Below are 12,729 nucleotides of genomic sequence, written 5' to 3'. Positions count from 1 at the left end.
TCGGTATTTTTAACAATAACTGAAGGGAATGGGACATCAGCTGTGCCAAATGTCGGCTTGTGTCACACTTGGCGTGCAGCGCTGCCCCACCCAGGGGTCAATCAGGGCTTAGTTTCAATTTTCTTTTTCATATAAGGGAGTTAGCAATGGCGCAAGAAACCATTTTCAGCAAAATCATTCGCAAAGAGATCCCCGCTGACATCCTCTATCAGGACGAACTGGTGACCGCGTTTCGCGACATCCAGCCCAAGGCCAAGACCCATATCCTGATCATCCCCAACGTGCTGATCCCCACCGTCAACGATGTGGAAGCCGAACACGAGCTGGCACTGGGCCGGATGTTCACCGTGGCCCGCAAACTGGCCAGCGAGGCCGGGATCGCCGAGGATGGCTACCGCCTCATCATGAACTGCAACCGCCACGGCGGGCAGGAGGTCTATCACATCCACATGCATCTGGTCGGTGGCCAGCCGCTGGGACCCCTGCTCAGCCTGTGATACCTCGCCTTCAACTGGCTGGCCTGTTGCTGGTCAGCTTCCTGCTGGGAGGCTGTGCCTCCCACTGGCAGGACATGTTCGTCTCCTACTCCGATCAGATGGTACCGCTGCGCAACCAGCTGCTGCTGGGGCACGCCGCCGAGGCCCTGCCCGAGGTGCGCGACTCCACGGTGGGAGATGACACCTATGTGCTGGACAGGCTCGAGCAGGGGCGCATCGCTTGGTTGGCCGGCCAGGATGCCAAGAGCAAGCAGGCCTTTACCGCCGCCGACAGCCAGCTCGTCTGGGAAGACAACCAGGCCGAGTACCGGCTGAGCCACGGTCTGGCTCAGGTGGGCAGCCTGCTTACCAACGATCAGTCGATGGCCTATCGCGCCCCCGATTACGAGCGCACCATGCTGCACCACTATCTGGCGCTCGGTTACCTGCAACGGGGGGATGCCGAGGGGGCCCTGGTGGAGGTGCGCCGCGCCAACCAGGTGCAGGAGCAGGCCCTCAAACGCCGGGATGACGAGGTTCGCAAGGCCAGAGAGAAGCGCGAAGAGACCGAGGCTGATACCGCAACTGAAGGGGAGATGCGCCAGCTGGTATCGCGGGCACCGGATCTCGACCGACTCATCGGCCGGGTGAAAAACGGCTTTCAGAACGCCTACACCTTCTATTTCTCCGGCGTGCTCTACGAGGCGGCCGGGGATCTCAACGACGCCTGGGTCGACTATCAGCGCGGCTACCAGATAGCGCCTGACAACCGCAGCCTGCAGGATGCCCTGCTGCGCCTCGCCCGCCTGCGCGGCGCCGCGGACGAGATCCGCGAGACCGAGAAGAAGATCGGCCGCAAGGCCCCGCCGTTAACCCCCTCTATTGCCAAAAAACAGGGCCAGCTGGTGGTGCTGTTTGAAGATGGGCTGATCCCGGCGCGGCGCGAGCTGTTCCTGCCGCTGCCCATCTCCACCTCCGGCGGTGATTTTCGTACCTTCACCGTGGCGGTACCCTATTACGACAACCGGACGAGCGACACCGGGCCGCTGACCGTCACCCTCGGCAAGCGGGTCGAGCAGACCAGTGAGCTGGTGCGGCTCGAAGCGCTGGCGGCCAAGGATCTGCAGGAACGATTGCCTGGCATGCTGACCCGCCAGGCCCTGCGTCTGGTAACCAAGGAGCAGCTGCGGCGCACCGCCGCCAAGGAGGGGGGCGATGTGGGCAACCTGCTGGTGGGGATCTTCAACACCCTCTCGGAGCGGGCCGATACCCGCAGCTGGCTCACTCTGCCCGCCCAGGCCTCCAGCTGGCAGGACATGTTGCCCGCAGGTGAAATACAGCTTGTCCTGGGGGCCGGCAGCGCCACGCGCCAGCTGCCCCTCACCATTCACGGCGGACGCACCACCCTGGTATGGGTGCAGCGCCTCGGCGCGGGACTGACCACCCGGGTGATGCCCCTGTGAGCAGGTTCGGCCGACAAATCATGAACAACCACCGGCGCGGCCCCCGGCCTGCCGGCAAGGAGAGCAAGATGAAAAGATGCACACTGGCCCTGGGGCTCGCGCTGCTGCTGGCAGGCTGTGCCACCAATACCTCCGGCATTGCGCTCTATGGTGCGGCGGGCGCCGCAGCGGTGGCGGAGCAGCATCAGAACGTCAACGTCACCCTGACCGAGCTGAGCCGGCGCGAGCAAAACGGCCTGCTGCAAGTCAACGTGGCGGCCACCAGCACCCAGCGCAGCGACAACCGTCTGCAATACCTCTTCTATTGGTATGACGAGGCGGGTCAGGAGGTGGCCAGCGATGGCCGCGGCTGGACCCCGCTCAAGCTGCACGGCTATCAGAGCCGCACCCTGTCCGCCCTGGCGCCGAGTCCGGCCGCCCGAGGCTACCGACTCTATGTACGCGAAGTGATTGAGGAATCCTACTGATGAAAATGAATCATGCCCTGCTGATATTGACCGGCGCTCTGCTCCTGGGCGGCTGCTCCAGCACCACCGTCAGCTATGGCGATCCGACCGAAACCGAGACGGTCACTGTCGATTATGGCTCCGCCGATCTGCAGGCCATCGCCGACAAGATGGCGGATTCCCTGCTGGCCTCACCCGCCACCAGCGAGATCACTGCGGGGGGGCGCCCTGTGATGTACATGGATTCCATCCGCAACAAGACCTCCGAGCATATCGATACCGAGGCCATCACCGACACCATCCGCACCAAGCTGCTGCGCGCCGGCAAGTTCCGCTTCGTCGACATGAGCAAGGTGGCTGCCATCAAGCAGCAGCTCGAATATCAGCAGAGCAGCGGCATGGTGGATCCCGCCACCATGGTGCGTATCGGCCAGCAGACCGGTGCCCGCTACATGGTCTATGGCAACCTCGCCAGCATCGTCAAGGACAACGGCAAGGTGAAGGACGTCTACTACCAGATGACCATGAACCTGCTGGATCTGCAAAGCGGCGAGCTGCTGTGGGCCGATCAGAAGGAGATCCGCAAACAGGCGAAGAAGTCCACCTTTGGCTGGTGATCCGCACCTGGCAGCCCTGCGGCGCCGCCTGCCCGCCCCCTGGGCCGAGGCAGAGCTGACGCCGCTCGGGGCGGGCCTGACCAACTGCAACTACCGACTGCGCCTCCCCTCGGGGCGCAGTTACTTTCTGCGCCAGGGGCACCCGGACCCGGTGCGTCTTGGCATCGACCGGGCCACCGAGTGGCAGCTCTATCGGGGGGCCATGGCCGAGGGGATCGCCCTGCCCTGCCATCACAGCGATCCCGCCACCGGCCTGATGCTGCTCGACTGGTGTGACGAGCCGAACTGGGCCGACGCCCCGCCGCCGCGGGCCGAGCAGCCGAGGCGCCTGGCCGATACCCTGCGCACCCTGCACCGCCTTCCCCTGCCCTCCATGGTGATGGCGGTACGGGCCCATGCGGCCGGCTATCGCGCCAGACTAGCGCGGATCCCGTCCTGGCTGCCGGCGCTGGAGCGCGCCCTGCTCGCCAGCCGGGAGCCTGACGATTGCTGGCTGCCTTGCCACCATGATCTCAATCCGGCTAACTTGTTGGGAGCAAGGCCCTGGGTCATCGACTGGGAGTATGGGGCGGCGGGCCATCCGGGCTTCGAGGTCGCCAGCATCCAGCGCACCCACGGCTGGCAGCCACAGGAGCGGGAGGCGCTGGAGGAGCACTATCTGCGCGCCCTGCCCCGGGAACGACGGTTTTCCTTTCACGGCGAAGCGTTCCTGCCCTGGGTCGATTACATCGCCCTCCTGTGGGCACTGCTGATGGCCGAACAGCAAGACCATCCGGATTATCACGGGCTGATTGATCTCAATCGGCAACGACTGGAGTAACCGATGACAAACAAGGTACGCTGGTACCAACCGAAAACCTGGGGTCTGTTGCTGCTGACGCTGATGCTGGTGGGCTGCTCCACCCGGATCATCTACTACTGGCTCGACACCGCCATCATCTGGCAGCTGGATGACTATTTCGCCCTCTCCTCCTCGCAAAAGAGCCTGCTCAGCCGCGAGGTGAAGGGGTTGATGGCCTGGCACCGGCAACACGAGCTGCCCCGCTATGCCCGGGATCTCGATGTGCTGGCAAAAGCGGTGGCCAGCCCCATGACCCCGGCACAAATCGAGACCAATCTCGATGCGGTGCAGGGGAGCCTGACCCGCACCCTGGAGAACACCATCCCCCGGGCGGTGCGCCTCGCTCGCACCCTGACCGACGAGCAGGTGACCCGCTTCATGCAAGACAGAGTCAAGCGCCAGCGGGAGCGGCAGCAGGAGTTTGCCGATCAGCCGAAGGAGCAGATGCTGGCGGAGTTTCGCGACAAGATGAACAAGCGGCTCACGTTCTGGATTGGCGAGGTCAAACCGGCCCAGGCACCGCTGGTGGCCCAGTGGGCCGAGTGGCAGTACGAGCTGATGCCCCCCTGGATCGAGTTTCAGACCTCCTGGACCCTGGAGCTGGATCGGTTGATGAAGCAGCGCCAGAGCCCGGATTTTACCCGGGAGCTGACCGATCTGCTGGCTCAGGGGGATGGCCTGATGGATGGCCGCTTCACCGGCTACACCGAGCAGTCGCGCCAACGTACCATCAAGTGGCTGAGCGCCATGAGCCAGTCACTGGACATCTCGCAACGGGCCCACCTCTACAGCCTGCTCAAGGGGTATGCCCGGGATTTTTCGCAGATGACCGGCAGTTGACTCACTTCCAAGCCGGCACGGCAGGTCTGTGCCGGCTTGTCCAATCCCGCCTCCTGTGATAGCTTGCCCCTCTCGTTTCTCTGGAATTGATCGTTTGCGTCCCATCGACAAAGTCAAACTGGTGCTGATGACCCTGGTCATCTCCTTCACCCTGCTTTGTTCCATCGTCCAGGTGGAAGGGCCACGGCTGCCCGCGGCGACGCAAACCCATACCCTCTCCCAGGCGAGCGACAGCGACGACGGCATCATCAAGTTTGTCGCGTCCCATCAGAATCATCTGCTGCGCCTCGAGCAATCCCAGCGCAATGACACTCAACCCAGAACCCTTGTCTATGAGCTGGTGCACAGCTGGTCTGCCGAGGCCATCCTGCTGTTGTTGCTCGGCTGGCTGACGCCTGTCATCCTGCTCTATCACAGACAGAGTTTTCGGGACTTTTTCGGTGCCATTCACCGGCACCGCCTGCAGCGTCAGCACCTGCAATATCGCTTCAGCCAGAGCTATCTGACCGCCTGACCCCGAGGGGTTGGCACATCTCTTTTTCGCGCTTCTCCTCCCCTTTGACGGGTTGCACCCAGGTGCCATCCCGCCCTGTTCGCATCTCTATTTTTTAGCGCCTTGCCTGCCCCAAGGGCCGGCCCGCGCCCCTTCTCCTGACAGAGGCGATTTGCCATGAGAAAACATCACAGCGCCATTCTCAACCGCATGAGCAGGTGGCAGTACGCACTGCTGCTGCTGATGCTGTTCACCTTTACCTTTTACTCCCTGCCCACCTTCTTCGGTGAGCAACCCTCCCTCGGCCTGCACGGACAAGCGGCCTTGACCGTCAGTCAACATCAGCTGCTGGTTGAAAACCGGATCTCGCCGGTCAAGACAGTGCAGCAGCAAGACAAGGTCGAGCTGGTGTTTGCCATCCAGCAAGAACAGCAAAGAGCCAAGCAGTTGCTGGAGCAGCAGGGGGTCGACAGCGCCGCCCTGACCCTGGAGTTTCACTCCAACGCCCCCGGCTGGATCAGCCGGCTCGGCGCCACCCCCATCAAGCTCGGGCTGGACTTGCGCGGTGGCTCCCAGCTGCTGATCGGGGTCGACGTCAATTTCGTCATCGACGCCCAGACCAACAATCTGGTGGACTCCCTGCGCAGCCGCTTTCGTGATGCTCATCTGCGCGGTGCCAACGTGATGCGGAGCGAGCAGGGCACCGTGATCGTGACCCTGCCGGAGGCGGCCGAGCAGGCCCCCTGGCTCACCATCGTCAAGGAGAGTGCCGGTACCCTGCAAGGACAGTGGCAACTCACCCGCAGCGGCAACGAGCTGCGCCTGGTGTTGAGCGAGGCCGAGCGCACCCTGCTGGTCAACAACGCCGTGACCCAGAACCTGTCGATCCTGAAAAAACGGATCAACGAGCTCGGCATCGTCGAGGCCTCGGTCCAGCGCCAGGGGCAGGAGGGCATCCGCATCGAGCTGCCCGGGGTGCACAATCCCAAGCAGGCCAAAGAGGTGATCGGGGCCACCGCCTCCCTGGCTTTCTACGAGACCAAGGCAGACAGCCACTTCTATATGTCCGATCGCCACGGGCAGGCCATCCCCATGGCACGCAAGCCGGTGCTGACCGGCGAGCATATCGTCGACGCCCGCGCCAGCATGGGGGAGATGGGTCAACCCCAGGTCAATATCGTGCTCGACACCCTGGGGGGCAGCAAGATGAACCAGTTCAGTCGCCAGCACGTGGGCAAGGCGATGGCCACCGTCTTCACCGAGTACAAGACCAATGCCCAGGGGCACCTGAGAGCCCACAGCGAGGTGATCAACGTCGCCACCATCCAGACGGCCCTTGGCAACCAGTTCCGCATAACAGGCCTTGCCAGCATGCCCGAGGCACAAGAGCTGGCCATGCTGCTGCGGGCCGGCGCCCTCACCGCGCCGCTCAAGATCCTCGAAGAGCGCAGCATAGGGCCGACCCTCGGCATGCAGAACATCGAGGCGGGCTTCACCGCCCTGGCTTTTGGCATGGCGGGCATGATGCTGTTCATGATGGCCTGGTATCGCAAGTTTGGTTGGGTGGCCATCACGGCGCTGATCGGCAACCTGTTGATGCAGGTCGGCATGCTGGCGGTGCTGCCGGGCGCCGTGCTGACCCTGCCGGGAATCGCCGGCCTGGTGCTGACCGTGGGCATGGCGGTGGATACCCATGTGCTCATCTTCGAGCGGATCAGGGATAGGCTGCGTGAAGGCGGCAGCCTCGCCAATGCCATCGATTTCGGCTATCGCTCGGCTTTTCGCACCATTTTCGATGCCAACATCACCACCCTGATCTGCGCCGTGGTGCTCTACTCCATCGGCTCCGGACCGCTGCAGGGCTTCTCCATCACCCTCATCCTGGGGCTCGTCTCCAGCATGATCACCGGGATCTGGGGCACCCGCGCCATCATCAATCCCCTGTGGGGACGCAGCCGCGAGCGCACCCTCAGGGTGTGATGGGCCAGCACCCTCTCAGGTAGCTTCGCAACCAGCCGGCACCAAGGCCGGCCACCCTTTTTATCTCGCGCAGGTCCACCTGCGCGAGCAAGGCCACTTCGGTGGCCAGGAGAAACAACATGTTGAGAATGATTGTTGCCATGGGCCTGACCCGTTGGCGCTACATCGGTCTGTGGGCCTCCATCCTGCTGACCCTGGCCAGCATCGCCATCCTGCTGCTGAACGGCCTCACCCTTGGGCTCGATTTTACCGGTGGGATCCTGCTGGAGTTTCACATCCAGACCCTGAAAGAGGCCCATGAGCTCAACGCCATGCTGACCTCCCCGCTGGCCGGCGCGCTGGAACTGAGCTCAGCGGGCGTGCCGGGGGAATGGCTCATCAAGCTGCCGCCCCACGAGCTGCCCTGGGCCGCCCCCGAGCTCGCCGCCCTGCTGGGGGAACAACTCGGCATGCCGGTCGAGCTCTTGCGCACCACCATCGTTGGCCCGCAGGTGGGGGCCGAGCTATTCCAGCAGGGGATGCTGGCGGTGCTGGTAGCCTCGGTGGCCATGTCGGCCTATCTGGCGTTTCGCTTCGAGTGGCGTCAGGCCATCGGCATCCTGCTCTCGGTGGTGCACGATGCCATCGTCGCGCTTGGGCTGCTGGCGCTGTGCAACATCGAGTTTGATCTCAATGTGATCGCGGGCCTGATGGCGGTGATCGGTTATTCGCTGAACGACAGCATCGTCATCTCGGATCGGCTACGGGATCTGCTGAGCTCCCGCACCAGGATGAACATTCATGAGTGTTCCGATGTCGCCATCAAGGCCACCTTCAGCCGCACCATGATCACCTCGGGCACCACCCTCTTCACCGTGGGCGCCCTGCTGCTGTTCGGGGGGGATGCCCTCTACGGCTTCTCCTTCATCCTGTTTGTCGGCATCCTGGTGGGGACGGTGTCTTCCATCACGGTTGCATCGACGGTGCAGGAGCTGCTGGGACTGACACCCCAGGCGTATCAGAAACAGGCGGAGCCTCTGCCTCAGGAGGCATAACCCTGGCGCCCCTGCCACCGCTGGCAGGGGCCATCCTTCTTTCCCCCTTCCCTTTGCCATCCCCTCTGACTCTCGAAAGTCTGATTACCCCCTCGGCACATCACATTACTGACAACAAAGTTACTTAATAATCGTCACGACGAATGTTCTGTGATTGAAAGCACTTTCATTGGGCCTCAAAAGAGGCATTATCAGGATAGGTTAGCCACAAAGGGATAGAAGATGTTGTTACAACCTGCCAATACTGCAAGATCCAGACAGTTGCTGAACGAGACCATGGCGTTGGTGCTCGCAGGAGGGCGGGGCAGTCGCCTCAAGCAGTTGACCGATAACCGGGCAAAACCGGCAGTCCATTTTGGCGGCAAATTCCGCATCATCGATTTCGTGTTGTCCAACTGCATCAACTCCGGCATTCGCCGGGTTGGCGTGGTGACCCAGTACAAGTCCCACAGCCTGTTGCGCCACCTGCAATCCGGCTGGTCCTTTTTACGCTACCAGATGAATGAATTCATCGATCTGCTGCCCGCCCAGCAACGGGTGGACGAGGTGCACTGGTATCGCGGCACCGCGGATGCGGTCTACCAGAATCTGGACATCATCCGTGATCACGCCCCCAAATATGTGGTGGTGCTGGCCGGGGATCACATCTACAAGATGGATTACGCCGCCATGCTGCTCGATCACGTCAATCAGGGTGCAAAGGTCACGGTGGCCTGCATCGAGGTGCCCCGCAGCGAAGCCAGCGCCTTCGGGGTAATGGCCATCGATGAGGATCGCAAGATCAACGCCTTCGTGGAAAAACCCCTCAACCCGCCAGCCATGCCGGACAAGCCCGACACGGCGCTGGCGTCCATGGGGATCTATATCTTCGACGCCGTCTATCTCTACCAACTGCTGGAAGAGGACATCGCCAACGAACACTCCCACCACGACTTCGGCATGGACGTGATCCCGCGGGTCGTTGAGGAGGGCACCGCCTATGCCCACCCGTTTGGCATGTCCTGCGTCGGTTGCTGTCCGCAAAAACGTCCCTACTGGCGCGACGTGGGCACCCTGGATTCCTTCTGGGAAGCCAACATGGATCTCGCCTCCGTCACTCCCGAGCTGGATATCTACGATCAGGAGTGGCCCATCTGGACCAGCCAGAACATGACGCCTCCCGCCAAGTTCGTACAGGACAGAAACGGCCAGCACGGCATGGCCATCAACTCCATGTTTGCCGGCGGCACCATCGTCAGCGGCTCCTTTATCGTGAGTTCGGTGCTGTTCACCAATGTGCGGGTCGACTCCTTCTGCACCCTGGATCAGGCGGTGATCTTCCCGGGTGTGGAGATTGGCTCGGGTTGCCGTTTGCGCCGGGTGGTGGTCGACAAGGGGTGCAAGCTGCCGCAAGGCATGGTGATCGGTGAAAATGCCGATGAAGACGCCCGCCGCTTCTATCGCTCGCCGCAAGGGATTGTGCTGGTGACCAAGGAGATGCTGGACGCGCTGGCACGCAGCCAGCGGGTCGCTGGCGCCACCAAGGTGACTGTGACGGTATAAGCAGGGCTTAACAGATCTGGTTTGTGACGGGGGGCCTTCGCCCCCCGTTTCTCTGCCTGACAATCAGGTCGGAGCACCAATTGTAATTATAAGTTTACAAAATCATATTCCACCTACCTTTAATCTCTCTTTTTCATTCCATTTAACGCTATCTGATTTTTACTTAGATACTTTTGTAGCGTAAAAGCGCGCTTTTCACTTGCTTGTTTGCCATTCCTTGCTATGGTGGGCAGCAATCCGTAACAAGAAGTGGACAGTGTAATTAAATATTCACACATCTCTCTTGGTTTGCTGACGATGCGATGACGCATCACTCAATAGCAACCCGGATCCAGAATCAATATGCGACACCCAGTAGAGAGAAGCCGCCATGCATCGAGATCCCCTGAACAATATCCATATTCAGTCCGAGCAAGTGATGATCACCCCGGCCCAACTCAAGGAGAAACTGCCCATCTCCGAGCGTGCGCTGGCCTTCGTGCAAGGTGCCCGCAATACCATCGCCGATATCATCCACCGTCGTGACCACCGTCTGCTGGTGATCTGCGGCCCCTGCTCCATCCACGACATGGACGCCGCCAAGGAGTACGCCACCCGGCTCAAGGCGCTCCATGATGCCTATCAGGATTCTCTCTACATTGTCATGCGGGTCTACTTTGAGAAGCCGCGTACTACGGTGGGCTGGAAGGGCTTTATCAATGACCCGAACCTGGACGGCACCTTCGACGTGGAGCTGGGGCTGCACCGGGCCCGCGAGTTGCTCTGCTGGCTCGCCGAGCTGGAGCTGCCGCTCGCGACCGAGGCCCTCGACCCCATCAGCCCGCAATACCTGGCGGAGCTCTTCTCCTGGTCGGCTATCGGTGCCCGCACAACAGAATCCCAGACCCACAGGGAGATGGCCTCCGGCCTCTCCATGCCGGTCGGCTTCAAGAACGGCACCGACGGCAACCTGGGCACCGCCATCAATGCATTGCAGGCGGCCTCCAGCCCCCACGCCTTCATGGGGATCAACCAGCAGGGCCAGGTCGCGCTGCTGCAGACCCAGGGCAACCCGGATGGCCACGTGATCCTGCGCGGCGGCAAGCACCCGAACTACGACTCGGTCAATGTGTCGCTGGCGGAAGAGGCGCTGGAAAAAGCGGGCCTGCTGCCCGGCCTGGTGGTGGATTGCAGCCACGGCAACTCCAGCAAGGATCACCGTCTGCAGCCCAAGGTAGCCGACAACGTCATCCACCAGATCCAGGAGGGCAACCGCTCCATCATCGGCATCATGCTTGAATCCAACCTGTTCGAAGGCAACCAGTCGAGCGAGCAGCCCAAGTGCGAGATGCGCTACGGGGTCTCCATCACCGATGCCTGCATCGACTGGGACACCACGGCCGATCTGCTGACCCGTTGCCACAGCCAGCTGGCGGCGCCACTCAAAAGCAGAACAGCCTCTTGAGTCGTGGTATCTTGTTGTAACCTCTTGAATCACAGAGCGTCGCAGCCAGCGGCGCCGACAGGGACCGGATATGGCTGAAGAGTTGAATGCCCTCAGGGACAAGATAGATGCGGTAGACAAACAGCTGATCGATCTGCTGGCTGAACGTCTCGCCCTGGTGGGAGAAGTGGGGGAAGTGAAGAGCCGTCACGGCCTGCCCATCTACGCGCCGGATCGGGAGGCGAGCATGCTGGCCCGCCGCCGCGCGGAAGCCGAGGCTCTGGGAGTGCCCGGCGATCTCATCGAAGACGTGCTGCGCCGGGTGATGCGCGAATCCTATATTCTGGAATCCGCCAGCGACAAGGAGCACCACTTCAAATGCATGAAGCCGGACCTTGGCAAGGTGGTCATCATCGGCGGTCAAGGTCAGCTTGGCCGTCTGTTTGGCAATCTGTTCAGCCTCTCTGGCTATCGGGTCGAGACCCTCGAGCAGGAAGACTGGCCACGGGCTGACGAAATCCTCGCCGATGCGGGGCTGGTGATGGTGGCGGTGCCCATCGATATCACCTGCCAGATCATCGACCAGCTCGGCAACCTGCCCGCCCGCTGTCTGCTGGTGGATGTCACCAGCGTGAAGGAGGCGCCGCTTGAACACATGCTGGCGGTGCACAAGGGCCCTGTGCTGGGACTGCACCCCATGTTCGGGCCGGATGTAGCGAGCCTTGCCAAGCAGGTGATTGTCTGCTGTCAGGGGCGCGACGCTGCAGCAAGCCAGTGGCTGCTGGATCAAATGACCATCTGGGGAGCCCGTCTGCAGCAGGTAGAGGCCAAAGCCCACGATGAGGCCATGACCTTCATCCAGGCGCTGCGCCACTTTGCCACCTTCGCCTACGGCTGGCATCTCTCCCGCGAGCAGGCCAACATCGATCGTTTGCTGCATCTAAGCTCACCCATCTACCGGCTGGAGCTGGCCATGGTGGGACGGCTGTTCGCCCAGGATCCGCATCTCTATGCCGACATCATTTTGTCGTCACCGCAGAACCTCGCGATGATCCGCCGCTACTACCAGAACTTCGGTGAGGTGCTGGGGTTGCTGGAGCAAGGGGACAGGGCCGGCTTTATCGATGCCTTCAGCCAGGTATCCGGCTTCTTCGGCGAACATGCGCAGCAGTTCCTGAGGGAAAGCCGCACCCTGCTGGCCCAGGCCAACGACCGCCGTCACCACGGCTAAACCCGGTTTGTCATCTTGCATACATAAAAAGAGGGAAGGATGAACCTTCCCTCTTTTATTGCTCCCGCCCAGTAATCCCAGCAGGCCCTCTTCCTGATAAGAACTTGTCCGTATTCCCAATCCTGTTTACCGGGCTTCTCCTGCTGCCTGACCCCATTATCTGTAACCTAGCCCCTCACTCTGTCAGCTACAACTTCTGTTTACACCAGCATGGGTAACTCTCACAGCCGATAACGAGACTCTGTAGTGGTCAACTAAATCCTGACATGCTGAAGGCCTCTTTCGCGTGATGGAACAGCATAAGGAAACAACGGAAGCCACCTTAGAAAACATCCAGGGACAT

13 protein-coding genes are annotated in these 12,729 nt (G+C 61.6%); 12 read left to right on the top strand and 1 reads right to left on the bottom strand.

The genetic code is table 11. The features are described 5' to 3' along the window. Positions 1 to 146 precede the first annotated feature (146 nt). The 8 genes from hinT to secD all read left to right on the top strand — a co-directional run bounded on the left by hinT (position 147) and on the right by secD (position 7,156). Positions 147 to 497, top strand: a complete 351-nt coding sequence (hinT, locus tag MRK42_RS07730) for a purine nucleoside phosphoramidase (protein WP_026456433.1) — start codon at positions 147 to 149, stop codon at positions 495 to 497. Continuing rightward, positions 497 to 1,939 (top strand): hypothetical protein, encoded by a 1,443-nt coding sequence (locus tag MRK42_RS07725; protein WP_338612450.1) that lies wholly within the window; start codon positions 497 to 499, stop codon positions 1,937 to 1,939. Before hinT ends, MRK42_RS07725 begins: the two co-directional genes overlap by 1 nt. A gap of 68 nt (positions 1,940 to 2,007) precedes the next feature. Further along, positions 2,008 to 2,406, top strand: coding sequence for a YcfL family protein (locus MRK42_RS07720; protein ID WP_223380319.1), 399 nt, complete (start codon positions 2,008 to 2,010; stop codon positions 2,404 to 2,406). Next, entirely contained in the window at positions 2,406 to 3,002 is a 597-nt protein-coding gene (lpoB, locus tag MRK42_RS07715) for a penicillin-binding protein activator LpoB (RefSeq protein ID WP_354689007.1), read from the top strand. Before MRK42_RS07720 ends, lpoB begins: the two co-directional genes overlap by 1 nt. 16 nt (positions 3,003 to 3,018) lie before the next feature. Continuing rightward, positions 3,019 to 3,822 (top strand): phosphotransferase, encoded by an 804-nt coding sequence (locus tag MRK42_RS07710; protein WP_354689047.1) that lies wholly within the window; start codon positions 3,019 to 3,021, stop codon positions 3,820 to 3,822. A gap of 3 nt (positions 3,823 to 3,825) precedes the next feature. Continuing rightward, complete coding sequence (locus tag MRK42_RS07705) at positions 3,826 to 4,683, top strand: DUF6279 family lipoprotein (protein WP_354689006.1); 858 nt, start codon at positions 3,826 to 3,828, stop codon at positions 4,681 to 4,683. 94 nt (positions 4,684 to 4,777) lie between these two features. After that, complete coding sequence (locus MRK42_RS07700) at positions 4,778 to 5,197, top strand: hypothetical protein (protein ID WP_201940106.1); 420 nt, start codon at positions 4,778 to 4,780, stop codon at positions 5,195 to 5,197. A 156-nt stretch (positions 5,198 to 5,353) separates the two neighbouring features. Continuing rightward, complete coding sequence (gene secD, locus MRK42_RS07695) at positions 5,354 to 7,156, top strand: protein translocase subunit SecD (protein WP_354689005.1); 1,803 nt, start codon at positions 5,354 to 5,356, stop codon at positions 7,154 to 7,156. On the opposite strand, the gene MRK42_RS07690 is transcribed toward secD, so the two are convergent. Further along, entirely contained in the window at positions 7,146 to 7,298 is a 153-nt protein-coding gene (locus tag MRK42_RS07690; RefSeq protein WP_354689004.1) for a hypothetical protein, read from the bottom strand. The genes secD and MRK42_RS07690 overlap by 11 nt on opposite strands. Between MRK42_RS07690 and secF the strand changes: the two genes are divergently transcribed. The 4 genes from secF (at position 7,276) to tyrA (ending at position 12,386) form a co-directional block, all read left to right on the top strand. Next, positions 7,276 to 8,190: a protein translocase subunit SecF gene (secF, locus tag MRK42_RS07685; RefSeq protein ID WP_354689003.1), complete on the top strand. Its 915-nt coding sequence runs from the start codon at positions 7,276 to 7,278 to the stop codon at positions 8,188 to 8,190. The genes MRK42_RS07690 and secF overlap by 23 nt on opposite strands. Positions 8,191 to 8,412: 222 nt before the next feature. Further along, positions 8,413 to 9,732, top strand: a complete 1,320-nt coding sequence (gene glgC / locus MRK42_RS07680) for a glucose-1-phosphate adenylyltransferase (protein ID WP_354689002.1) — start codon at positions 8,413 to 8,415, stop codon at positions 9,730 to 9,732. Between the two features lie 370 nt (positions 9,733 to 10,102). Next, the gene (locus tag MRK42_RS07675) at positions 10,103 to 11,176 is read left to right on the top strand and encodes a 3-deoxy-7-phosphoheptulonate synthase (RefSeq protein ID WP_354689001.1); all 1,074 of its coding nucleotides are present in this window, start codon (positions 10,103 to 10,105) and stop codon (positions 11,174 to 11,176) included. A 70-nt stretch (positions 11,177 to 11,246) separates the two neighbouring features. After that, positions 11,247 to 12,386: a bifunctional chorismate mutase/prephenate dehydrogenase gene (tyrA, locus tag MRK42_RS07670; RefSeq protein WP_354689000.1), complete on the top strand. Its 1,140-nt coding sequence runs from the start codon at positions 11,247 to 11,249 to the stop codon at positions 12,384 to 12,386. Positions 12,387 to 12,729 lie beyond the last annotated feature (343 nt).

Origin of the sequence: Aeromonas sp. 19NY04SH05-1, from assembly GCF_040581895.1 — a bacterium.
GTDB lineage: Bacteria > Pseudomonadota > Gammaproteobacteria > Enterobacterales > Aeromonadaceae > Aeromonas > Aeromonas enteropelogenes.
Note: the sequence above shows the minus strand (reverse complement) of the source record. Positions and strands in the feature narration are given on the sequence as shown.